At 69.0% G+C, this 23,596-nt stretch carries 22 protein-coding genes; 12 read left to right on the top strand and 10 right to left on the bottom strand.

From position 1 onward, the window contains the following. Positions 1-26: 26 nt before the first annotated feature. From MUN76_RS10275 to MUN76_RS10290, 4 genes are all read left to right on the top strand, one after another. Complete coding sequence (locus MUN76_RS10275; RefSeq protein ID WP_244684450.1) at positions 27-494, top strand: MarR family winged helix-turn-helix transcriptional regulator; 468 nt, start codon at positions 27-29, stop codon at positions 492-494. Between the two features lie 104 nt (positions 495-598). Continuing rightward, complete coding sequence (locus tag MUN76_RS10280) at positions 599-1,273, top strand: thioredoxin-like domain-containing protein (protein ID WP_244684451.1); 675 nt, start codon at positions 599-601, stop codon at positions 1,271-1,273. Next, complete coding sequence (locus MUN76_RS10285) at positions 1,263-1,928, top strand: DUF305 domain-containing protein (protein WP_244684452.1); 666 nt, start codon at positions 1,263-1,265, stop codon at positions 1,926-1,928. Before MUN76_RS10280 ends, MUN76_RS10285 begins: the two co-directional genes overlap by 11 nt. Before the next feature lie 75 nt (positions 1,929-2,003). After that, positions 2,004-3,002 (top strand): VOC family protein, encoded by a 999-nt coding sequence (locus MUN76_RS10290; protein WP_244684453.1) that lies wholly within the window; start codon positions 2,004-2,006, stop codon positions 3,000-3,002. A 22-nt stretch (positions 3,003-3,024) separates the two neighbouring features. On the opposite strand, the gene MUN76_RS10295 is transcribed toward MUN76_RS10290, so the two are convergent. The 4 genes from MUN76_RS10295 to MUN76_RS10310 all read right to left on the bottom strand — a co-directional run bounded on the left by MUN76_RS10295 (position 3,025) and on the right by MUN76_RS10310 (position 7,270). Then, positions 3,025-3,663, bottom strand: a complete 639-nt coding sequence (locus MUN76_RS10295) for a maleylpyruvate isomerase family mycothiol-dependent enzyme (RefSeq protein WP_244684454.1) — start codon at positions 3,661-3,663, stop codon at positions 3,025-3,027. Positions 3,664-3,951: 288 nt separating this feature from the next. Beyond that, the gene (locus tag MUN76_RS10300) at positions 3,952-4,527 is read right to left on the bottom strand and encodes a hypothetical protein (protein ID WP_244684455.1); all 576 of its coding nucleotides are present in this window, start codon (positions 4,525-4,527) and stop codon (positions 3,952-3,954) included. Next, positions 4,527-5,684: an AAA family ATPase gene (locus tag MUN76_RS10305; RefSeq protein ID WP_244684456.1), complete on the bottom strand. Its 1,158-nt coding sequence runs from the start codon at positions 5,682-5,684 to the stop codon at positions 4,527-4,529. The genes MUN76_RS10300 and MUN76_RS10305 overlap by 1 nt, the downstream gene beginning before the upstream one ends. Positions 5,685-5,959: 275 nt before the next feature. Further along, a complete protein-coding gene (locus MUN76_RS10310; RefSeq protein ID WP_244684458.1) occupies positions 5,960-7,270 on the bottom strand; it encodes a collagen-like protein in 1,311 nt (436 codons plus the stop codon). A gap of 257 nt (positions 7,271-7,527) precedes the next feature. On the opposite strand from MUN76_RS10310, the gene MUN76_RS10315 reads away from it, so the two are divergent. From MUN76_RS10315 to MUN76_RS10325, 3 genes are all read left to right on the top strand, one after another. Then, on the top strand, positions 7,528-8,724 hold the full coding sequence (locus MUN76_RS10315; protein ID WP_244684460.1) for a metallopeptidase domain-containing protein: 1,197 nt from the start codon (positions 7,528-7,530) through the stop codon (positions 8,722-8,724). A gap of 101 nt (positions 8,725-8,825) precedes the next feature. Beyond that, positions 8,826-9,158 carry a nuclear transport factor 2 family protein gene (locus MUN76_RS10320; RefSeq protein WP_244684462.1) on the top strand — a complete coding sequence of 111 codons (333 nt, stop codon included), beginning with the start codon at positions 8,826-8,828 and terminating at the stop codon, positions 9,156-9,158. Continuing rightward, a complete protein-coding gene (locus MUN76_RS10325; protein ID WP_244684464.1) occupies positions 9,155-10,318 on the top strand; it encodes a low temperature requirement protein A in 1,164 nt (387 codons plus the stop codon). Before MUN76_RS10320 ends, MUN76_RS10325 begins: the two co-directional genes overlap by 4 nt. Positions 10,319-10,394: 76 nt before the next feature. Here MUN76_RS10325 and MUN76_RS10330 read toward each other — a convergent pair whose 3' ends face one another. Next, positions 10,395-11,108: a DNA-binding response regulator gene (locus MUN76_RS10330; RefSeq protein WP_244684466.1), complete on the bottom strand. Its 714-nt coding sequence runs from the start codon at positions 11,106-11,108 to the stop codon at positions 10,395-10,397. 331 nt (positions 11,109-11,439) lie between these two features. Between MUN76_RS10330 and MUN76_RS10335 the strand changes: the two genes are divergently transcribed. The 5 genes from MUN76_RS10335 (at position 11,440) to MUN76_RS10355 (ending at position 18,608) form a co-directional block, all read left to right on the top strand. Next, entirely contained in the window at positions 11,440-13,719 is a 2,280-nt protein-coding gene (locus tag MUN76_RS10335; protein WP_244684468.1) for a sensor histidine kinase, read from the top strand. 148 nt (positions 13,720-13,867) lie between these two features. Then, positions 13,868-15,742: a VaFE repeat-containing surface-anchored protein gene (locus tag MUN76_RS10340; RefSeq protein WP_244684470.1), complete on the top strand. Its 1,875-nt coding sequence runs from the start codon at positions 13,868-13,870 to the stop codon at positions 15,740-15,742. A gap of 101 nt (positions 15,743-15,843) precedes the next feature. Then, on the top strand, positions 15,844-16,500 hold the full coding sequence (locus MUN76_RS10345) for a hypothetical protein (RefSeq protein WP_244684472.1): 657 nt from the start codon (positions 15,844-15,846) through the stop codon (positions 16,498-16,500). A gap of 135 nt (positions 16,501-16,635) precedes the next feature. Continuing rightward, positions 16,636-17,142 carry a copper chaperone PCu(A)C gene (locus MUN76_RS10350; protein ID WP_244688749.1) on the top strand — a complete coding sequence of 169 codons (507 nt, stop codon included), beginning with the start codon at positions 16,636-16,638 and terminating at the stop codon, positions 17,140-17,142. 38 nt (positions 17,143-17,180) lie between these two features. After that, entirely contained in the window at positions 17,181-18,608 is a 1,428-nt protein-coding gene (locus tag MUN76_RS10355) for a PepSY-associated TM helix domain-containing protein (RefSeq protein ID WP_244684474.1), read from the top strand. Between the two features lie 119 nt (positions 18,609-18,727). Here the strand turns inward: MUN76_RS10355 and MUN76_RS10360 are convergent, their stop codons facing one another. The 5 genes from MUN76_RS10360 to MUN76_RS10380 all read right to left on the bottom strand — a co-directional run bounded on the left by MUN76_RS10360 (position 18,728) and on the right by MUN76_RS10380 (position 23,515). Then, a complete protein-coding gene (locus MUN76_RS10360; protein ID WP_244684475.1) occupies positions 18,728-20,353 on the bottom strand; it encodes an FAD-binding oxidoreductase in 1,626 nt (541 codons plus the stop codon). 92 nt (positions 20,354-20,445) lie between these two features. Beyond that, a complete protein-coding gene (locus MUN76_RS10365; RefSeq protein ID WP_244684477.1) occupies positions 20,446-21,429 on the bottom strand; it encodes an AraC family transcriptional regulator in 984 nt (327 codons plus the stop codon). 2 nt (positions 21,430-21,431) lie between these two features. Beyond that, positions 21,432-21,932 (bottom strand): flavin reductase, encoded by a 501-nt coding sequence (locus MUN76_RS10370; RefSeq protein WP_244684479.1) that lies wholly within the window; start codon positions 21,930-21,932, stop codon positions 21,432-21,434. Further along, the gene (locus tag MUN76_RS10375) at positions 21,929-22,273 is read right to left on the bottom strand and encodes an EthD family reductase (RefSeq protein WP_244684480.1); all 345 of its coding nucleotides are present in this window, start codon (positions 22,271-22,273) and stop codon (positions 21,929-21,931) included. The genes MUN76_RS10370 and MUN76_RS10375 overlap by 4 nt, the downstream gene beginning before the upstream one ends. Before the next feature lie 12 nt (positions 22,274-22,285). Further along, complete coding sequence (locus MUN76_RS10380; protein ID WP_244684482.1) at positions 22,286-23,515, bottom strand: styrene monooxygenase/indole monooxygenase family protein; 1,230 nt, start codon at positions 23,513-23,515, stop codon at positions 22,286-22,288. Between the last annotated feature and the right edge of the window lie 81 nt (positions 23,516-23,596).

Here is a 23,596-nt window from a genome sequence, read left to right on the forward strand (position 1 = left end):
CGGGCAAAAGGTGATGTGATGGAGGGATGACAGACATCGCCCCCCGCATGAGCCCGGAGGAGTCGCGCGCCTGGCTCGGGCTCATCAACGTCGCCCAGCTGCTGCCGCACCTGCTCGACGCCCAGTTGCAGCGGGACGCCGGGATCACCCACTTCGAGTTCACCGTGCTGTCGAACCTGTATGTAGCCCCCGATGCGACGGTGCGGATGTCGGCGCTCGCCCGGAGCACGGCCGCGACCCTGCCGCGCCTCTCCCACGTCTGCACGCGCATGGAGACGCGCGGCCTCGTCGAGCGGCGATCCTGCCCCGACGACGGGCGCGCCACCGACGTGCACCTCACCTCGCTCGGGCGGCGCCAGTTCATCCGGGCGCTGCCGAAGCACCTCGAGCTGGTGCGCAGCCTGGTGCTCGACGCGCTGGATCCGGCGGGGCTCGAGGCGCTCGGCGACGCCTGCGCGGTGATCGGCGAGCGCCTGGTCGCGCACCAGGGCTAAGGATGGGGCAGAACGCCCACGAACCTTACACCCGCGGCGGAGGGGTTTCCCAGCCTGATCCTAAATGATTGTCGCGACAACTAATGACGCAGTGGGGAGTGGTCGTGGCGGAATCTTCGGACCGGAGGACGGTCAAGCAGCGGCGCGCGGATGCGCGCGCCGAGAAGGTGCGGGTCTTCCAACAGGAACGCGCGGCGCAGGCGCGACGGCGCCGCATCGCCTGGGCCAGCGGCATCGCCGGCGGCGTCGCGGTGCTCGCACTGCTGGTCACGTTCATCGCGACCTCGACGACCCCGCGCCAGCGTCCGCAGGACATCGCGATCGCCGACATGCGCGAGTTCACCGACCTCCCCGCCACCCACATCGACCCGCGGCCCGTGGACTACCAGGCCGAGTACGACATGCTCCCGCCGGCCGGGGGCGACCACTCGCAGGCCTGGCTCAACTGCGGCGTCTACAACCAGCCGCAGCAGAACGAGAACGCTGTGCACTCCCTCGAGCACGGGGCGGTCTGGGTGACGTACGATCCCGAGCGCGTGACCGACGCGACGGTCGGCGAGTTGCGCGCCGCGATCCCGCAGCTCCACACGATCATCTCGCCGTTCCCCGGGCTGCCGGCCCCGATCGTCGCCTCGGCCTGGGGTGCGCAGATCGAGCTCGAATCGGCGGACGACGCTCGGCTCGGTCAGTTCATCGACAAGTTCTGGAAGTCCGCGGACGCCCCCGAGCCGGGAGCCTCGTGCGCCGGCGCGGTCGAGGGCCCGGGTCGTGTCGCCTAGGCCGAGGGCGATCGGTCTCACCGTCTTCGTCGCGACCATGCTGGCGTGTGTGCTCGTCGCCGCGTCGGTGATCATCGGCCGGGCGACCGCCTCGGCGGAGCCGCTGCCCGGCACGCTCAGCGCGGACGCCGGGTTCGCACGGGATATGCAGGTGCACCACGACCAGGCCGTGCAGATGTCGATGATCGTGCGGGATCGCACCGACGATCCCGAGGTGCGACTGCTCGCGTACGATATCGCGACCTCCCAGTCGCAGCAGTCCGGGCAGATGTTCGGGTGGCTCGCCTCCTGGGGGCTGTCGCAGGCCTCGCCCGAGGCGCCGATGACCTGGATGCACCGCTCGCCCGGCGGCGCGGGCGGGCACGATGCGCATGTGGCGGTGGATCCTGCGGAGGTGCCCGCGACCATGCCGGGTATGGCCTCGCGGGAGGATCTCGACGTGCTGCGGGAGCTCTCGGGCCGGGACGCCGAGCGGCGGTTCCTCGAACTCATGATCGCGCACCACGAGGGCGGGGTGGAGATGGCCGAGGCCGTGCTGGATCGCAGCAGCACCCCGGTGGTCGTCGATCTGGCCGGCAGCATCGTGCGGGCGCAGCGCAGCGAGATCGGCCTCATGCAGGATCTGCTCGCGGCGCGCTCCGGGGTCACGCCGTAACCCCGACTCCACATCACTCAGACTGCGCGGCTCGGGATCGCCGCCGCGCCATCACCACACTGAAGGACCACCACCATGCACCCCTTTGCCCATCCTGCTCGCGGGAAATCCCGGCTGCTCGTCGCGATCATTGCCGGGATCGTCGCGCTCGGGGCGATCATCGGCACCGCACTCTGGATCTTCGGCCCGGCCGAGGCGTCGGCGGAGACCGCCACCGGTGCGCCGGCCCCGCGAGCAGACGGACTGCCCGCCGAGACGACGATGGGCGTCACCGAGCTCAAGGTTCGGGGGCTCGAGGAGGTCGCCGAGTTCTACGAGTCGGGGGTCGGCCTGGAGGTGCTCAGCTCCGAGAGCGACGAGGTGCTGCTCGGGCGCGGGGAGGAGCCGCTGATCCGGCTGGTCCGCTCCGACGAGCCGCTGCCGCAGCCCGACGATGCCGGGCTGTACCACACGGCGATCCTCTACCCCGACGAGGCCACCCTCGCGGAGACGCTCATGCAGGTCGCCCAGAACGCACCCGAGAGCTACCAGGGTGCCGCAGATCACACGGTGAGCCAGGCGTTCTACTTCGGCGACCCCGAGGGCAACGGGGTGGAGTTGTACGTTGACCGGCCGCGAGAGGAGTGGACCTGGAACGACGGCATGGTGGAGATGGGGAGCGATCCGCTCGACCCCAACCAGTTCATCGACGAGCACCTGGGCGACGCGGCCGCCGGCACCGCGGTGGTCGGGCACATGCACCTGAAGGTCGGCGACCTCGACGAGGCGCGTGCCTTCTACGCCGACACCCTCGGGTTCGACGTCGTGTCGGAGGCCGACGGCGCGCTCTTCTACTCGGCGGGCGGCTACCACCACCACCTCGCCACCAACACCTGGGTGAGCGCGGGAGCCGGGCCGCGCAGCACGGAGGTCGGCCTCGGATCGGTCACGATCAGCCTGCCGACGACCGCGGACGTCGAGGCCGTGGCGGAGCGCGCGGCCGCGGGCGGATTCGCGTCCGAGACCACCCCCGGCGGGGTGATCGTCGAGGATCCCTGGGGCAATCGGATCCGGATCGTCGCCCTCGCTCAGTAGGGGCCGCCGCGCGACCTGCGGGCTACGCCGTGAGGGCCGGGACGCCCGGACCGGCGAGTTCTCCGGGCCGCAGGCGGCGCCCGGAGACCGCGAGCAGCAGGGCGAGCGCGGTGCCGCGCACCTCGGGGTCGGATCCGGATCCGAGGGCGACGTCGGCGTCGCTCGCGATCAGGCACAGTCCCTGAGCCCGCTCGCGTCCGCCGCCCATCGCCGTCGACGTGCGGAGCTGATACCGCAGCGCCGGCAGCACGTGCTCGAGGGGAGTGCTGCGCCCGATCCCGAGCGGGCGACGGATGTCCTCACCGTGCACGACCGCCTCCACGAGGCGTGTGGCCGGCGCGGCCGGCGGGGTCTTCGTCTCCGGGATGATCCGGTCGAACGCGGCCATCGTCTCGGCGGGTGTGGCACGGCGCTCTCGTGCCACACCGATCGCGTTGTCGCGGTCGAAGTCGAAGCGCGCCGCGATCAGGCGCCGGACGAACCCGATCCGGGTGGTCTTGGCCGAGTCGATGAGGTGGGCGACGACGTCGTGCACGTCCCAACCGGGGCACAGCGACGACTCAGCCCACCGCTCCGGGGGCAGCTCGGCGAGATCGGCGCTGAGCGCGCGCCGTTCCTCGTGCACGGCCGCCCAGACCGTCGACCACTCCCGCGCTGACATGGCACCACACAACCACGCAGGATCCCGGGTCGCAAGCTTTGTCATCATACGCTTGCGTTCAGACTGAATGTAGCCCCGTCGCTTCTGTCACCAAAATGCCTGGGGCTTGTAGGCCAAGCGTTGGAGAGCGGGACATCTGAACAGGCAAAAGGAAATGGCGCCACTACGACACCAGCAGATTCGCTGCTCACAAAGTTCAACGCGGGCGGCCCAGCTCATTATTGAATCCGGCTATCTCGGGAAGCGCATTCCCGAATTCCCTGTCTGGATCAAGTGCGATTTCCGGCGCTAAGCAATTGCTGTGATTCTTGCAACCGCTCGCCGTAGACTTCCGCTTTGCTTCGATGCGCTCGCAACGCTCCAATGATTGCGAGCAAAATCATTCAACATCGAGACATAGAGAGGGCCAGTTTCCTGATTTCCCGCAGTCATTCCCTCTCTGATCGCTCGTGATTTTGACTGCATGCAAAGACGAAGAATTTCGTGTTTCGCATGGGGGAGTGACTCCGGATCGACGGTGACTTTTCCTTTCGATACCTGGAAGTGCTGCGCAAAACCCTCGGTGTCCGCCATCAACCATGCCTCGGTCATCGAGTGAGCCAGGCGTAGGTGGAAGTATGGAGACAATTCACCGACAGGAAGAAGCAGCGACTTTCGAAGCTCCACAGGGCATTGAGAGTCGGTGTCTCGAAAGACAATCCACGGGGTGCGCCGCGCTGCCTGATTGTAGTTCGCAAGCAGAGGGTCGAGTCTTGTTTTTCCACCCTTGTCGATGATCTTCTGAATTTCATGTCCGGCCTCCCGGACGATGGCTTCGGCCGCACCCTTGTCTGAGGCCCCTTCGACCACAACATTTACCCGCACTACTTGCTCCGCCCAACGGCAATGAGGCCGTCCAGGTCTTGAGGAGCTACGAGCCCATGTACGACATCTGAGAGGGGCAGGCCGGCGCCTATTTCGTCCTCGATCTCTTCAATTTCGTCTAGTAGATGAGCTTCGGTGCCGTCCTTAGTCACTAGAAGTGCCAAAACCTCAGACGGCCGCACACCCTCGTCATCGAGAAGCTCAGGCGCATGCGTGGACAGAAGTATTTGAAGTGAACGATCTCGTTGGGCCGTTGCCAATACAGTAGGTAGCATTCGAACAATCGCTGAATTGAGAGAGAGTTCCGGTTCTTCTAACAGAAGAACGCCTCCATTTGCAGGCGCACTTACCACGGTCCAAAGAAGTCCAATGAGGCGGAGAGTTCCATCAGAAAACTCGGCTTCACTATGTCGAGTCGGGGTTGCCCGCCAGTTCTTGTAACCCGCGGTGAGATGGGGACGCCCAGCAGTGTCCACCTCGACTTCAAGCGATTCAAACTCGGGCACTGCCGCTCTAAGTGCCTTTTCGATGCGCCTCAGCCATGCCTTTTGGGTGCGGATGGGCGTACTGTTAATTCGCGCAATAAAGTCGCCACCGTGGGGATCTTCACTACTGTTGCTTGACCATGACGGTTCGCGAATCAGTTGAGGAACCAGATGAAAGTACTGGACCTTTGAGAAGTACTCAGCTAGTGGACGAAACTTCTGATTGGCGGATATTTGCTCCAGATGGGTCTGTGTTAGAAGCTCAGGGTCCTCTAGGTCATGTTTGTCGGGCCGCGACAGGAGTACTTCGCCATCCCTTTCGACCCGCTCCTCGTCTACGATTGGACGATTTCGGCCCCCTGCTTCTCCCCTAATGGAGAGCAAGTACTTCCATACCGTCCCCTCTTCCTCGAGATCAATCTCAAGAATCAATCTCCCGCGTCGATGTGTGCGTGCAAAGAGACTACGAACTTTGCTAATGCCACCTCGGGAGTCAACGGCAGAAGACAGACCACCTCCAGATGCAGCAATGTCGCCGAGGAATCTGAAAATGTCGAGCAGATTGGACTTACCGGCCGCATTTGGGCCAACGACGAATACTCGTGTGTCGAAGGAAAAGTCCAGACTCTTGAAGTTCCGCCAGTTGCTTGCTCGAACCCGAGTAATGCGCATTTGTTCGATCCAATCTGAACCATCTGAGAGCTTGGTCGTCGACTCATCTCAAGCTTAGGGCTGACTTTGCTTCGCGAACGGCTCGAAATCGATCAACTGCTAATGGTCAAAGTCGGAAACCCCAACGCCCACCAGATGATTGCAAAATAGCTGAAGTGAACCGATCATGAAATTGTCTCGCCCGAAACGAATAGCTTCGATGCAATGTATTTACGAAAAAGGAACAGGGGGGACACGGCCGAAGCCGCATCCCCCGCGTGGTCACTCGTGACAGGCTAGGCGCTCATGCGCTTCCGGCGCTCAGCCGCCCAGAGGATGCCCGCGCCGCCGGCTCCGACGAGCAGGATGCCGGCCGCGAGTGGCAGCACCGAGGCGGGGCCGCCGGTGGTGGCGAGGCCGGTGCCCGCGGCGGCGGCCGTTCCCGTGGTGCCGGTCGGCGTGGTCACCGGGGCACACGAGGCCGGGAAGTGAATGCTTGCACCGGAGGCGACGGTCACCGCGGCGAGGTGCACGGCGCGCTCGGGACCGGGCGGCGGGGTCCACGGGGGGCCTTGCGGGCCCTGGGGACCTGCGGGTCCGGCCGGTCCCACGGGGCCCTCAGGTCCGGCCGGTCCCTCAGGTCCGGCATCACCGTCGTCGCCGACCGGACCGGCCGCACCCGGTTCACCCTGCGGTCCCTGCTCGCCGGGCACACCGTCGGCTCCGTCGGCCCCGTCCTCACCAGCGGGTCCCTGCGGCCCCTGGGCCCCGGTGGCCCCGGTGACGCCCACCGCGCCCGTGTCTCCGACCACCTCGGCGACGCACGCCTCGGCGAATCCGGCGCAATCCGCTTGGACCACTGCAAGGTGCACGGTTCTCTCCGCACCGGCCGGCGGGAACGTCGGGCCCTCAGGTCCGGCGGGTCCCGCAGGACCTTCGGGTCCGACAGGACCGACAGGACCGGAGGGCCCTGAGGGCCCCTCTGCGCCCGGCGCTCCCTGATCACCCTGCGGTCCTTGCACGCCGGGTTCTCCGGTGGCGCCGTCGGCGCCGGGCTCGCCATCGGCTCCGTCGGCGCCGGCCGCGCCGGGCTCACCCGTCGCGCCGGTCGCGCCGGTCGCCCCTTGCTGACCGGTGGCGCCCTTGGTGACCGTCACGCACACCGTGGGGATATCTGCGCAGGCCACCACGGCGGCGTGCACCGCGCGTTCCGGTCCGCCAATCGGCGGAGGACCTTCGGGCCCCTCGGGGCCCTCGGGTCCGGCGGGCCCTTCGGGTCCGACGGGCCCGGCAGGACCTTCGGGCCCAGCCGGGCCCGTCTCTCCGGGAAGTCCCTGCACACCGGGCGCACCCGGTTCGCCCTGCGGGCCGGTCTCACCCGGCAGACCGTCAGCGCCGTCGGCCCCGTCTGCGCCGGGCGCACCCGCGGCGCCGACGGCACCGGTCGCGCCGGTCGCGCCGGTGTCTCCGACCGGAGCGACCGGGGCGACGCAGGTGAGCGCCGGTTCCGCCGCGATGGCAACGGTGGCTGAGCCGGCGATCGTGAGCGGTGCCGCGAGCAGCGCTCCGATCACGAGGACCCGGATGGGGGTGATTCGACGAGCCATAGGACGATCTCCTGACGGTGCGAAGGGAACGGTACGGATTTGGCAGTGGACTCACCCGCAGCCCGACGCGCTACGACTACGTACACTGCGTACAGGTTATGCTCAGGTTCCCGCGAACGGAAGAGGCCCGCGACGGTGGGACACCACTTCTTCGGCGAATGCCGATACCGTGAATCGAGCGGTTCACCGGGTGGAGGCAAACCATGGCACGTCGACGAGGAAGGCGGTGCCGGCAGAGCGTCCGCTTTGCCGGCAGTGTGGCACTCGCAGCGATCACCTCACTCGCCGGCTGCGCGGTCGTCCCGTCGGACCCCGGGGTCGAGGCCGGTGCATCCGCAGAGCCTCGAGCCCTCATCGAGATTCCGAGCGAGCGCCCGGAGCGTCCAGACCTCACGGGTGCACCGGACGCCGTCGCGGCACTGCTCGAGGCGGAAGCGGGGCACCTCACGACCGGTCCCGATCGTTTCGCCGTCTGGGTGTGCGAGGTGCCCACCGACACCACGTCGAGCGCGTATCAGCCCGCCGGGATCCGACTCGACCTTGATCCTGCGGAACTGACCGATGCGTTCAACATCACGGTGACCGACTATTTCCTCGAGCTCTCCCATGGCGCATACACGCCCCAGTTCGAGGCGGGCGGCCGGATCGAGTTGACTGATACTGAGGGTCCCACCGAGTGCATCGCCCGGGCGACCGAGCTCACCGATGACGCCCCGGGTGTCATCGCGATCGCCACGGCAGAGCATCGCCAGGGCACCTCGGGCGGGTTCGGCGACGACGGCGCGAGCTGCGACGCGGCCGAGCCCTGGCCGTGCGCCTCGAGCGTGACGGGCCGCGGGGTGTACCTCGGGGCGAGCGACTTTCACCCCGACTGGGGCGCGGTGCCCGCCCTCGACCTGCTGGAGCACGAGATCGGCCACGTGCTCGGGTGGCCCCACTCGGGTGACCTCGCGTCGCCGTACGCCAGCAGCATCGACGTGATGAGCAACAGCGCCGGGCCCCGCGATGTCGATGCGGCGGAGCGGAACGGACAGGGCACCCTCGCGGTGAACCTGCTGGCCGCGGGCTGGATCCCGCTCGATGACGCCGTCGTCGTGCCCGCGGAGGGGTCCGAGGTCACCCTGCGTCCCTCACAGAGCGACACGGGTGCGCGCCTCGCCATCGTGCCGCTGGACGCGACCCGGTTCCTCACGGTCGAGTACCTGCGAGCCGAGGGTGTGCACGGGCACCTGCCCGCATCCGGCGTCACCGTGACGCTCGTGAGCACGGCGGAGAGCTCCTGCGCCAGCAGCGAGACGGAGCGATCGTGCCGCGTGCAGGAGACACTGGTGGGGGAGGCGCCGTTCGTCGACCTGCTCGCCGAGGGGGAGTCGTGGCGGGGCGACGGGTGGTCGGTCGAGGTGACGGCCCTGGTCACCGACACCGTGGAGTTGCGGATCGCGCCGAGCCCCTAGGAAGCGGCGATTCCCCGCGGCCCCCCGGCCGCCGCGATCGAGGTATGCTGTCTCTGCGCCAGGGGTGGGGCTTCGTTTCGCAACCACTGAAAGGGACTCCCATGCCGCACATCACACTTCCGACACCCGTGCAGGCCGTCGTCGACGCGATCAACGCCGCCGACACGGACGCCTTCGTCGCCGCGTTCACCGAGGATGGCGCCGTCGACGACTGGGGCCGCGTGCTCCGAGGCCGCTCCGGGCAGCGCAGCTGGGCCGACACCGACGCGATCGGGGCTGGGGCCCGGATCACAGTGCTTGAGGCCGACACCGTCGGTGACGTCACCGAGATCCGCTTCACCTGGGAGAGCCGGGTGTTCAACGGCGAGTCGTCCGCCGTCGTGACCGTCGATGGCGACCACGTGTCCCTCTTCCGCATCCCGCCGCACGCATGAGCTCGACCTCACCGCTCCGCCTCGGCCTCAGCCGCATGACGGGCCGCAGCCCGCACGAACCGCACCGGGTCGCCAGCCCGCTGGAGCTGCTCTTCGACCTGGTCTTCGTCGTCGCCGTGTCGCAGGCCTCGCAGAATCTGCACCACGGCATCGTCGAAGGTCACGCGGGATCGTCGACGCTGTCGTACGCGATGGTGTTCTTCGCGATCTGGTGGGCGTGGATGAACTTCACGTGGTTCGCCTCCGCGTTCGACACCGATGACTGGCTCTACCGGGTCACGACCATCCTGCAGATGGGCGGTGTGCTCATGCTCGCCGCCGGGGTGCACGACGCGATGGCGAACGGCGCCTGGGGCCTCGTCACCCTGGGTTACGTGGTGATGCGCATCGCCATGGTCGGGCAGTGGCTGCGGCTCGCGGCGTCGGATCCCGGGCACCGCGCGGTGGCCCTGCGCTTCGCCACGGGCATCTCGCTGGTGCAGGTGTTCTGGGTCGTGCGGCTCGCGTTCCCGCCGGAGGTGCAGTTCTGGACCTTCTGGCTGGCGATGCTGCTCGAGATCCTGGTGCCCCTGTGGGCCGAGCGTACGCACCCCACCCCCTGGCACCCGCACCACGTCGCTGAGCGCTTCGGCCTCTTCACTCTGATCCTGCTCGGCGAGAGCCTGCTCGCCTCGGCGAACGCGATCATCGACGCGGGCGCCTCCGCGAGCAGCTTCTCGGGGCTGGTGCTCCTCGCAATCACCGGTCTGCTCATCGCCGCCGGCATGTGGTGGATGTACTTCGGCTTCGAGCAGGGCGACCGCATGTCCTCCTCGCGCACCGGCTTCCTGTTCGGCTACGGGCACTACTTCCTGTTCGCCGCGGCCGGTGCGGTCTCCGCGGGCATCGAGGTCGAGCTCGACCTCACGACCGGCGCGGGGGAGCATCTCTCGCTCGCCACGGCCTCGGCGGCGCTCGCGCTGCCGGTCGGCATCTTCATGCTCGCGGTGTGGGCGATGCTGCTGCGCGGCAAGCTGTCGAGGCTCGGGAGTGCGGTGTTCCTCGCCGCGGCCGCCCTCGTGCTGCTCTCGGTCGCGGTGCCGGTCTCGACCGTGGTGGTCGCTGCGATCTGCGTGGTGGTCGCCGTGATCGTGGTGGAGGCGCGGCGGTCGCGGGTCTGACGGATCTGCGTGTGTGACGGATCCGCCAGATCGACAGCCCCGAGGGACGGAGCGCTTCGAGAGCCGGAGCGCTCCGTCAGTCGCCGGAGGCCGTCGGGGCCGAGGGGTCCAGATAGCCGTCAGTCCAGGCGATGCGCCCGAAGTCCAGCTTCGTGCGCACCTCGACCCCGGCCGACGAGTATTTCTTCTTGACCCGGTCGAGGTACTGCTTCGCGGTCTCGCGACTGATGTTCATCGCCGCGCCCACCTGGTCGAGCGTGAGGCCGGACGCGTAGAGCACGAGCGACCGCTCCTCCTGGATGCTGAGCTCCGGCCGACCCGAGTCGCCCGCGATGATCGCGGCGAGCTCGGTGGACATCCACCCCTCCCCCCGAGCGGTGGCTCGCGCCGCCGCGAGGATGTCGGCCTCCGAGTCGCGCTTGCCGACGACCCCGGTGACCCCTGCGCGCACGATCCGGCGCACGAGCACGGGCGACGCGAGCGCGGAGAACACAAGGATGCGCAGGCCGGCGGTGAGCAGCCGTTCGACGAGCTCGACGTCGACGCTCGGGCGGCGATCCACCATGAGATCGAGCACCAGGAGGTGCGGCCGATCCTCGATCGCCGTCTCGCGCACCCAACCGACGAACTCGGGTGCGGACTCGCCGCTGAAGACGATCTCGAAGGAGCCGTCGCTGAGCAGCAGCTCTTCGGTGCGGACCCGCTGGAGCATGTGATCCTCGACGATGGCAACGCGGCAGCGCTGCGCTCCACTCCGATCCATCAGATCCCCACCCTCGAACTCGAACATCCGTGTCCCTCTCAGGATCGTATGGCATTCGGCGGGTGGACGGGGCGATGCCACCGTGACTCGCGCGACCTCGGGAACGTGGGGTGGGGATTCGAAGCCGCACGAGCAGGTGGGCATCTGCGCGCCTGTTGAGGGACTCGCAGATCCGGTGGTCCGTTGCCGGGCCGCCGATCCCTGCGCGCCGTGCGTGCAAGGACACCTGATTGTACGTTCGCGTTTCGCGGGGTGGTGACCCCTGCGCGAGGGTCATGTGAGACGATGAGCGCGGGATCCCGGTCGGCCCGTCGCCACTGCCGGTGCACCCGCGATCACGACCCAGAGATGGACCCTCATGCACGCACTGCTCGCCCCGCTGGTGGCGGACCTGCGCCCCCGGGAGGGCGGCTGGGCGTCCGCGTCGCTCGTCGAGTCGATTCGACAGGTCGTGCTCGGCATGGTCGCGGTGTGGCAGGGTCTGATGGTCCTCGCCGCGTGGGTGTCGGAGGGGGCAGCCGCCTGGCCGCTCATAGCCGCGTGCGCCGGCCTCGGGATCGTCGCGGTGCTCGCGATCTCGGCGGTGCCCGCGATCCCGGTGTGGCCGATGCCGATCGCCATGGTGTACCTCGCACTCCACGCCTACCTCAGCAGCGGCGACCTCGACTCGGTGCTGGTCTTCGCCGCCTGCTGGCAGATCAACTTCGCGGGGTGCGCCTTCGGGCTGACGCTCCTGCGGCCGTTCGTCGTGCCGGTCGTGCTCGCGGTGGCGGCGTCCGTCAGCATCTCGATCCTGGTCGCGCTGCCGCAGTGGGGCGCGGATCTCCCGGTCTCCATCATCGTCACGCAGACGTCGATCATTCTCGCGCTGCGGTACGGCCTGCCGCCGCTCTTCGCCCTCGCGCGCCGCACCGACCTCGAGGAGCGACGCTCGGCGCTCGCCGTCGAGCGCGCCGAGATCGCGCAGCGCGCGAACCGGCAGATCGCGGAGGAGGCGCGCGTGCTGCACGACACCGCGGTCAACACCCTGGGCGCCATCGCCAACGGAGGCGCGGGCACCGCCGATCCCGAGCGGGTGCGCATCCAGTGCGCCCGGGATCTCGCGGTCCTGGAGGAGCTGCGGAGCGATCGCGCGGCACCCGCGCGGGACGGCGGGCCGCTCGGGGAGGCACTGGCCGCATCGTGGATCCCCGTGCGGCGGACCGGGCCGAGCGATGCGGAACTCGCCGCGGCCGTGGCCGCCGAGGATCCGCGCGCCGTGGCCGGGTTCGCGGGTGCGGTGCGCGAGGCGCTCACCAACGCGGCCAAGCACTCCGGGGCACCCGAGCTCGAGGTCGCGATCGCGGTCGACGCGCGTGCGCTCACCGTCGAGGTGCGCGACCGGGGGGTGGGGTTCGACCCCGGATCCGTGCAGATGCGCGGCCTCGCCCACTCCGTGCAGGAGCGGGCCGACGAGCACGGCTTCTCGGCCCGGGTCGAGTCGACCCCACGGCGAGGCGCGCGAGTGGTGCTCGTGCTGCCCTTCGGTCGCCCGGCCGACACCCCGGAGACGGACGCGGAGTCCGCAGTGCGGGTCGAGCGCACGATCCGCGGCATGCTCCGCCGGGCCGCACTGCTGTGGGCCGTCGGGGTGACGATGGTGAGCGTGATCCTGAGCGTGTCGAACCCGGTGAACCACACGATCTTCGCCGTGATCCTCGTGGCGGTGATGGCGGGGTGCTGCGTCTGGGGACGCCTGGTCCCCGAGGCATCCCACCCCCGCTGGACCGGGGTGCTCCTCGCGCTCGCGCCGAGTGCCATCTTCGTCTGCGCAGCCCTGAACTCCGAGTTCGGCAGCGCCCAGGCGGTGCACTGGCAGGCGCTCGCCCCCACGGCCCCGTTTGTGCTGCTGCTCTCGCGTCGGGATCTGCGGCGAACCATCTGGCCCGCGACGACACTCTGGGTGGTGACGGTCGCCGCGATCCTGCTGCTCGGCCTCCCGCTCTCCGCGGACGCGATGGCGATCGTCGTGCTCGCCGCCGTCGTGGGGCTGGGGTTCGGGCTGGTCTGGGATCGGTTCCAGGCGGCGGTCGATCGGCTCTGCACCGATACCGCGGCCTCGGAGCAGCGCACGTTCCGCGCGAACCTCGAGACCCGCGCCGCGCGGGCCGCCCAGCGCACGTACCTCCGGTGGATCGATACGGGCCTCGAACCCGCCATGCGCGTGCTGCGCGACATCGTGGAGGCGCGGCGATCGGCGCAGCAGGGGGAGACCCGGGCCGACTGCGCGACCGAGGAGCTCTATCTGCGGCAGGTGATCCAGATCGACCCGCAGCTCACGCACCTCGGCCCGAGTGTGTTCCCGGCGATGCGACGGGCGCACGATCGCGGGATCGCGTTGACCCTGCGGCTGGGCGATCAGGACGCGGCCGATCGGGAGACCGGGCAGGCCATCGCGCAGGAGATGATCGCGGTGATCGACGACTCATCGGCTGACGACCGGGTGACCGCCACACTCTTCCCGGTCAGCGAAGGTCTTCAGCTCACGCTCGTCCGCAAGCCGGAGCGCGTGCTCACCGCTGCCGGTGACCTGCCCGGCGCGGGCGGGCCGGTGATGGTGCAGCGGATGTTCCAGGCACGCCCGTACGTCGACGTGTGACCCCCATGCGTGGGTCATGTGCGCCGTGATCTTCCCGCCGCCGCCGACCCTTGCTAGATTCATGTCGACCTGCGTTCGTACGGGCTCTGGGGGGAGTGCAGCGGTCGCAACAGGGTAGTGACATCACAACGAGATGGCAGGGCGTGCAATGACCACATCAGTCCAACAAGAACGACGGTCCACCAGGAGGTGGATCACCGCGGGTGTCGCGGCCCTCGTGGCCCTCATCATGCCGCTGGCACAGTCGCCGGCCATGGCCGCGATCGAGCTCGGAGATTCGGTGTACATCGGCCACAAGGTCGGGTACGGCGGCACGGGAGGCTTCCCGATCTGGGAGGAGACCCCGGCGGATCCGGCCAACCCCGGCGAGCCTGACGTGTGGGCCTACTGCCTGGAGAACCAGGTGTCGGCACGCACCGACACGGACGGCACGGTGGGCGACCTCGCGACCTTCCTGGGCAGCAACTACTTCACCGATCCCGTGGCTCAGGGCAAGGTGCTCTGGGTGCTCGGCCACGGCTACCCGGCCCTCGGCCTCGAGGAGTTCGGCGTGGCCGCGGGGGTGCCGGGCATCTCGCAGAACGACGCCTTCGAGGCGATGCAATACGCGATCTGGCGCTACACCGACCTGGACTTCGATGCATCGTGGTCGTTCGAGACTCCGGATTCCGAGACTGCGTACTGGTACCTGGTCAACGGGGCGAACGCGAGTGCGGGCATGACCCCCGCCGACTTCGCGGTCACCGCCGGCATCACGGCACCTTCGGCGCCGCAGACGAGCGGCACGCTCGTCGGTCCGTTCGTCGTGAGCACCAACCAGGCCGTCGTCAGCGCGACCGTTGATCCGTCGGTCCTGCTGACGGACGCCGCCGGCGACCCGATCGATGCGACCGACGTGCACGACGGCGACGAGCTCTACCTCGACCTGCGCGGCTCGACCGCGGCGGGCGCCGCCACGGTGACCGTCGCGGCTGCCGGAGCGGGATCGACCGGCATGGTCGTCTCGGTGCCGAATCAGGACGGTGAGGTGCCGACCTCCGGTGACCACGCGCAGTCCCTGATCCTCGTGGCGCCGAGCACGGCGACGACCGAGGCCGACGCGACGGTCGAGTGGGCGGCTGTGGCAGTCCCGACGATCGGTACGTCGCTCGTCGATGCTGCGGATCAGGATCGCGTGCTGGCGTGGGACGGCGGACCGGTCGTCGACACCGTGTCGTACGAGAACCTCGAGCCGGGTGTCGAGTACACCCTGACCGGTGAGCTGATGCGGAAGTCGGATGGTTCGGCGACCGGCATCACCGGGTCGGCCACGTTCACCCCGACCGAGGCGTCAGGGACCGTCGCCGTGAACATGGTCGTGCCCGAGGGGTACGCGGGTGAGACGCTCGTGGCGTTCGAGTGGCTGTTCGAAGGGACTGACACGTCGGGCGAGCCGGTCGCGGAGCACACGGACATCGACGATGCGGCGCAGACGATCGTCGTCGAGGAGGCGCCGGTGGTGCCCGTGCCGACGATCGGCACGTCGCTCGTCGATGCCGCGGATCAGGATCGCGTGCTGCCGTGGAACGGCGGCACGGTGGTCGACACGGTGACCTACGAGCACCTGGTGCCCGGCGTGGAGGTCACGCTGACCGGTGAGCTGATGCGGAAGTCGGATGGTTCGGCGACCGGGATCACGGGGTCCGTGACGTTCACGCCGCGCGCGGCGTCGGGGTCGGTGGACGTGACGTTCACCGTGCCCGAGGGGCACGCGGGTGAGTCGCTCGTGGCGTTCGAGTGGCTGTACGAGGGATCGGAGCTCCTGGGGGAGCCGATCGCCGAGCACACGGACATCAACGATGCGGCGCAGACCGTCTTCGTCGAGGCGAAGCCCGTGCCCGCCACGCCGGTGAAGCCCGCCGCGATGCTCTCGACCACCGGTTCCGCCGGACCGCTGGGCCTCGCGGCCCTCGCGGGTGCGGTCCTCGTCGCCGGTGCCGCGCTGATGGTGGCTCGGTCGCGGAGCGGCGCCGAGCGGTCATGACGACGCAGCGCTGCTGAGCCGGAGGCCGTGCGGGTGATGTCCCGCACGGCCTCCGTGCGTGTGGGGGACGCCCGGCCACGTGCGTCTGGGATACTGAAGGCATGCACGCGTCGCGCCTCCCGAACCTGGTTCGGGGGTCGTTCGCGGCGACCATCGCGACGTTCGTGGCGCTGGTGTCGCACGTGGCCGGCGGCGGTGCCGTGCCCGGGATCGCCGGCTGGGCGACACCGCTGATTCTGTCGTTGCTCATCTGCGTCGCGCTCGCGGGCCGCAACCTGTCGGTGATCCGGCTCTCGGTCTCGGTCGTCGCCAGCCAGGTGCTGTTCCACACCCTTTTTATGCTCGGTACCCCGAGCGCTGCGCTGCAGGGGGGTGCGAGTGCAGGCGCGGGTGCCGCAATGCCGCAGCACCACGACCATGCCGCCATGATGATGATCCCGCCGCCCGCACTCTCGCCCGGCACCGCCGAACTGGTCCAGGCCGATCCGACCATGTGGCTCGCGCACGCCCTCGGCGCCGCCGTGACGGTGATCTTCCTCGTGCGCGGGGAGCGGACGCTCGAGCGGTTGCGTGCGATCGCCACGCGCATCGCCGCGTGGGTGCGGATCGGCTTCGATGCCCCGTGGGCCCAGCCGGTCGCCCTGCATCGGCCGCGGGTGCTCCCGGCCGAGTTCCGCCACCGCACGCTCCTCTCGCTCATCCAGACCACGGTGCAGTGCCGCCGGGGTCCGCCCGTACACCTCTTCGCAGCCCGGTAGCGTGCGTTCGAGCGCGCGCAGCATCGGGGTGCACACGTCTCCCTGATTTCTGCACCGCCCCCGTGAACGGGCGGCGATTCCGGGTGCCCGCGGGCGCCCGGTCTGGTGCACGCGTGAAAGGTGTCACGAACAGTGATGAAGCATGGAACGAAGAAGAAGACGGCCGTTGGACTCGTGGGGCTCGCCCTGCTCGGGCTGACGGCCTGCACGGGCGCGGATCCCGCGCCCGAGGCCACGCCGGCAGCGTCGGCCGTGACGGTCGAGGACGCGTGGGTGAAGGCGGCGGACTCCGGCATGACGGCCGGGTTCGGCACGCTCGAGAACGCCGCTGACCACGACGTGACGATCGTGTCGGTGGCGTCGGAGTCGTCGCCGATGATGGAGCTCCACGAGACCGTCGCGAACGAGTCGGGCGAGTCCGTGATGCGCGAGGTGGAGGGCGGGTTCGTGATCCCCGCGAACTCCGACCTGCTGCTGGAGCCGGCCGGTAACCACATCATGATGATGGATCTCCCCGCGCCGATCCTCGCCGGTGACGAAGTCACGTTCACGCTCACGTTCTCCGACGGCTCGATCCTGGAGTTCGACGCGATGGTCAAGGACTACGCGGGAGCGAACGAGAGCTACGAGGGTGGCGCGTGATGGCGAGCACGCTGCAGGCCGATCCTTCGGCGACGTCTATGAGATCTGATGCGGCGAGCACGCCGCGACCGACTCGAGTGCGACGGGGCTGGTTCCCGCAGCTGCTGCTCCGGCTCCACTTCTCCGCCGGGGTGCTGGTCGGCCCGTTCATCCTGGTGGCCGCGGTCTCCGGTGGGCTCTACGCGCTCGCGCCGTCGATCGAGCAGGCGGTGTACCACGACGAGCTCACGGCCACCACGGACGAGACGAACCTCACGCTCGGCGACCAGATCCGTGCCGCCGAGACCGTCGTCGGCCCGGATGCGGCGCTGAACGCGGTGCGCCCGGCGCCGAATCCGGGCGACACAACCCGGGTGATGTTCGCGGAGGCGGGGCTCGGCGCGAGTGAGACCCGCGCGATCTTCGTCGATCCGGGAACGGGGGAGATCCGCGGCGACCTCACCGCCTACGGCACGAGCGGGTCGCTCCCGCTGCGCACCTGGATCTCGAACCTCCACCGCAATCTGAACCTCGGGGAGCCGGGCCGCATGTACAGCGAGCTCGCCGCCTCGTGGCTCGGGATCGTCGCGGTGGCGGGCGCCGGGCTATGGATCGCGCGGATCCGGAAGTCGCGCGCGAAGAAGGATCTGATCCGGCCCAACCGTGCGTTCAGGGGGTACCGCTCGTCGGTCTCCTGGCACAGCTCGCTCGGGATCTGGGTGCTCGTGGGGGCGCTGTTCCTCTCGGCCACCGGGATCACCTGGTCGCAGAACGCCGGCGGCAACGTCGGGAACCTGCGCGCGGCGCTCGGCTGGGGCACGCCCAGCCTGGCGACGGCGCTCGATCCCGCCGCCGCTTCGGAGGCGGATGAGCACGCGCACCACCACGGGCCGGTCGCGGCGCCGACGGGGGAGGCGAACCCCGACACGTTCGACGCGATGCTCGCGATCGCCCAGCGCATCAACGTGAACACCGGGCTCGTCGAGATCAGGCCCCCGGCCGAAGCGGGCCAGGCCTGGGTGGTGCAGGAGATCCAGCGGAGCTACCCGACCGAGGTGGACTCGGTGGCGATCAACGGCGCGACGATGGAGGTAGTCGACCGCTCGGACTTCGCCGAGTTCCCGCTGCCGGCGAAGCTCACGCGGTGGGGCATCGATCTGCACATGGGCAGCATGTTCGGGATCGCGAATCAGGTGGTGCTGCTCCTGTTGGCCGCCGGAATCGCGAGTCTTGTGGTGCTCGGGTACACGATGTGGTGGCGTCGGAGGCCGACGCGCGGTGACCGGCTCGCGCTCGCGAAGCCGCCGCGGCGCGGGGTGCTGCGGGGCGCGCCCTGGTGGGGGATCGGACTCGTGGCCGTCGGAGCCGTGGCGATCGGGTGGTTCCTGCCGTACGTGGGGTGGACGCTCCTCGGGTTCCTCGTGATCGACACGGTCGAGGGCCTCGTGCAGCGCCGGCGGGCGGGGCGGGCGGCTCGGGCCGTCTAGCGGCCCGGATCCCGCACCCCGTTCGCGCCCGTTCCCGGCCCTTCGGGGTGCAGTTCTGCACCGGTTCCACGTGAAACAGGTGCAGAACTGCGCCCCGAAGGGCGCCGGCGGGATCGGGATCAGCGATCTCGCAGGCGGCGCGGCCAGATCCCCGACTTCCCGGGGTTCAGGATCCCGTTCGGATCCAGCGCGTCCTTGATCCGCTCGTTGACGGTGCGCTGAATGTGGTCGTTAAAGCTGTACGTCTCCACCACCTGCTCGGCCAGCACGTTGTGTGCGCGGTAGATCCCGTACCCCTCCTGCGCCCCGGTCTCGATGAGTTCGCGGGTCATCTGCAGGATCTCTGTCTGGCTCTGCGCATCGCTCGTGTCGTAGAGCGGCAGGCAGATGTGGTGCATCTCCCGAAGCCCGATGATGAACTGGGCGAGGTAGTCGGTGCCGTAGGCGTCCGAGATGCGCTGCGTGTCGGCGAACTGAGTCGCCGCGTCCGGGCCGCTCGGCGCCGACACCGGCGCGTAGAAGAAGTGACCCGCGTTCGGGAACCAGTCGAACACCGCCGCCGAGTGACGGTTGGGCACGCCGGTGTTGAGGAGGTGGCGAGCGTTGAGCAGCTCGGCGCGTCGGCTGCCCTCGCTCAGCGGCAGCGTCTCATTGGTCTCGAAGCGCGACCCGTCGATCGTGCCGTACGCCTCCCGGATGATCTCGAGGTAGCGGTCGACCTGCCAGCGCGGTCCGTAGCAGGTGCCGTAGAGGATCCAGTAGCCCGACTCCAGTCCGTCGATCATGCGCTGCTTCGCCTCCGCGGTCAGCGGGCCGGGATCGTCCTGCCACTCCGCGCGCGTCGAGACGCAGGCGGCGTCGAACACGATGTTCCGCACGATGGGCACGGACTGGATGGGCGCCATGCCGATCCGGAGCGGGAGCGTGATCTCCATGACGGCGGCGAGGTCCTCCTCCCGCGGGAACGTGATCGCGAACGTGACGGCCGTTTCGGGCCGGGGCATGAGTTGAATGCCCATGCGGGTGCAGATCCCGAAGTTCGACTGTTCGAAGAGACCCTCGATCGAGGGCCCGATGCCCCCGGCGTACAGGTGCCACGCCTCGGAGGCCGGCAGGCCGCCCATGCCGGTGCGGAGCACCTCTCCGTCGCCCAGCACGATCTCCATGCCGCAGCGCCACATCGCGTGATCGCCGTAGGGGGTGTACCCGACGCCGTGGTCCATGGTGTTGCCGACGACACTGCCCCAGTCGAGCTCGGCCGGATCGATCATGAGGTTCGCGCCCGACTCCTGCACGGCGCGGTAGAGCGTCGCGTAGTCCACGCCGGGTTCGACGACCGCGTAGGCGAGTTTCTCGTTGATCTCGAGCACCCGATGCATCCGCTTGCCGAGGTGGAGCAGCACTGAGCCGGTCACCATCGGCGACGAGCCACCGTAGCCGAGGTTGCGGCCGGTCGAGAACGCGTGCAGCGGGATCAGGTACTCGTTGGCGATCCTGACGATGGCCTGCACCTCCTCGGTCGACGCAGGCCAGACGACGGCGCCGCCCCGGAACTCGTCGCCGTCGGTCACCGGGAACTGGTCGTCGTAGGCACGGACGACCGCCGGGTCGGTGTGCACGTTCGCGATGCCGATCGCCTCGCGCATCCGATCGATGGCATCCGCGAACCGCGCGGGATCGACGCCCTCCGGCAGGTAGGTCGTGGTGCACGGTGCTTCGACAGTGCGGGCAGCGGGCTGTGTCATGGAGAACTCCCTTGTTCCGGTGCGGTGCCGCCCGGTCCCGGACGGTGCTTGCCAGCGTAGGGAGCGGCCGGAGCGCTGGTACGGTACGTTCGTTATCCGGATAGCGCGACTGCGTCGAGGGTCTGCGACGGCAACTCACCGAACGTGCGCTGGTACATGGCGGAAAAGCGCCCCATGTGGCTGAACCCGTGGCGCTGGGCAATCGTGTGCACACGTGTGCCGTCGGCTGCCCGCAGGAGATCCTGATGCACTCGCTGCAGCCGGTCGCTCCGCTGCGCCTGCATCGGGCTCCGGCCTTCGATCTCCCGGAAGGCCGCTTGCACGCTGCGCCCGCTCACCCCGACGTACTCGGCGATGGATCCGAGTGAGAGCGGGGCACCGCTCGAGTAGGTGATCGCCTCGAGCGCCTGGGCGACGATGCGGGCATTCGCCGAGCGCGAGTGCACGGCCGGGGCGTCGAGACGCAGGGTGCTCGCGACGAACCCGTCGACGCAGCGTTCGGCGAGGAAGGTGGCGAGCCCCGGGTCGATCCGGGAGAGGCGCTGCACGCGCGCGATGAGCTCGCGGACGGACGTGATCCAGGCCTTCGCGGCGCCCGATGCCACGTCGAGCGCGGGATCGAACCGGAGCTCCCAGTCCGGTCCTGCCTCCTGTGCGAGACGGCGCTCGACCATCCCGCGGTCCAGCTTGACCGCGAGCATCACGCAGGGGTGCTCCCACCCGCTGATGGCCGTGTCGACGTCGGGGGTGTAGACCGCGGCGCGGGATCTCGTGGCTTGCACGCGCTGCTCGCCGACCGAGGTGCGGAGCGAACCTCGCAGGGGAACATTGCACTGGTACGCGGTCTCGTACGGCGCCGTGTCGATCCGAATCCCGGTCGAGTAGGTCAGCAGGCCGGCGGTGACCGGCCCAAGAGCCGCGGCGACGGCGGTCAGGGTGAAGCGCTCGAGGGTGGCCTCCGCCCCGAGCGGGGTCAGACGATGGGGATAGTAGAGCTGCACCCCGAGGTCGTGCGCGGCGCCGAGCGAGTGGACCTGCGTGGAGAGGCCCACTCGCTCGAGGGTGTCGCCGGACATGGCTACGCAGCGGCTCCGACGGCGTGGAAGGCGCGGCTGTCGTAGACGAGCGCCTGCGCGTCGGACCGGTGTCTGATCGCGTCGATCTCGACGAAAAAGACGCTGTGCGTGCCCTGCTCGAGCGTCGAGGTGATGTGGCCGGTGAGTGCCACGCGGGCATCGCGCAAAGTCGGGATCCCGTCGAGATCCTCCCAGACGTCCCACGCGAATCGATCCGCCATGGGCACGTGCGTCTGGCCCGAGAAGTGCCGTGCGAGGTCTTCCTGATCGCCGGCCAGCACGTTCAGGGCGAGGCGTCCGTTACCCGTGAAGACGTCGTGCGCGGTGCTCCCGCGGTTGATGCAGACCAGGATCGTGGGCGGGGAGTCGGTCACCGAGCAGGCTGCGCTGACCGTGATGCCGAGTCTGCCGTGCGCACCGTCGGTGGTCACCACGTGCACAGCCGCGGCGAGGTTCGACATCGCCTGACGGAATTCGAGCTGACGAGGATCGAGGGTGGTCATGATGCGCTCCCTTCGAGCACGGGGTGGTCAGGGTGATCGAGCACCGGGTAGTCGATGACCGTCGCACCGCCGGTGGCGTAGCGGGGGACGTCGGCCGCCACGGCCTGGCCGATCTCCGAGGCCATGGCGGCGCGGAAGGCCGCGGCATCCGCGAACTCCGCCTCGAAGATCGCGAAGTACGGTGCAGCTGAGCCGTCGGGGCCCGGCTGGATCTCGGTGGAGTGGCGCCAGTCGAGGAGTCCGGGCAGTTGTGCGGCGAGCGGAAGATGCTGCGATTCGTAGTAGTCGACGAAGGCGGCGGGGTCGACGGGAGCGGGGTAGAGAACGACGAGCTTGTGCATGTGACGGCCCTCCTAGGCGCTCGCAGGCTGAGCGACCGCGGCCGCCACCCGGTCGGGGGAGCCGAGCAGATCGATCTGCCGAATGGGGAAGTTGAAGTTCTCGGTGAAGCGGTTCGCGAGCGCCTGATCGTGCACCATCTCGCTGAAGAGGCGCGGGATCTGCGGTGCCGGCGGGTTCTGGATCATCGTGTTCACCCAGTCCGAGGAGGCTTCGAGCCGCTCCGCTCGGCGGCGTGCGACCTTGCGCATGAAGCGCTCATCGAAGACGTGATCCTCGCGGATCGTGTCGGCGATGACCTGTGCGGAATAGGTTGCGGAATTCGCCCCTTGCGCCTGCACCGGATCGACGGTCATGTGCACGTCGCCGAGCGCGAGCAGGTACTTGCCGTTGGGGAGGAGGACGTAGTCCTCGCGGAGCACCGGGGTCACGGCGCCCTGCAGGATGTCCCGCGGGCCGTCCTGGAGCTCGAACGCGGCCGGATCGACCCGCTCGAAGATCGACGGGTGGAACTCGCGGAGCATCTGCAGGGTCAGCTCGCGGTAGGCCTCGGGATCGTCTTCATAGCGGCGATCCGTCAGCGCCTCCTGGGGGCCGCCGGGGACGCTCTCGAAGAGCAGGGCGTGGACCGGGCCGGAGAACGACCACATCGGGAGTGCGAGGAGCTCGCCCGCGGGGGGCGCCACGCTGATCTCGACGCCGCGGGGATCGCGAGGCGCGACGCCCTTCCAGAATCCGACCGCCAACTTCCGCTGCGGGCTCGTGTAGGGCGACTTGTCCTCGCGGCGCGGGAACAGCGCGCCGATCTCGCCCTTGCCGGTCGAGACGACGACGAGGTCGTGGACGTCGGTGAGCCGCTCGATCTCGGCGACCGAGAGATCGCGGTACTCCAGGGTGCCGCCGCGCTGCACGAACTCCGACATCAGGTGCGGCAGGTAGATCCGGTAGTCGAGGATCCGCGCGGGCTCGGCGAACGTGCCTTCGAAGCGGCGATCCTCGCCCCACCCGTTGTAGTGGTAGTGGTACGAATACTCCGCGTCGGTACCCGGCCAGTCGGCGATCCCGAGCGTGCGCTCGATGTCGATGGTCGCGCTCATGTGGGCGACGCTGTTCATGATCTTGCCGTCGCGGACCTGCTCCGCGGTGCGGTTCGTGATGATGGTGACGTCGAGATCCTGCTGCAGCAGGTGCAGCCCGAGGTGCAGCCCCGCGACCCCCGCTCCGATGATGCCAATGCTGGTCATGTCCGTGCTCTTTCCGATCAGGACGCGAGTCGTCCGCGTCATTGCGTGCGTTGTGCTCGATATTCGAACTCTCAAGAGTGA

It is taken from the genome of Leucobacter rhizosphaerae, from assembly GCF_022919175.1.
GTDB classification, from domain to species: Bacteria; Actinomycetota; Actinomycetes; order Actinomycetales; family Microbacteriaceae; genus Leucobacter; species Leucobacter rhizosphaerae.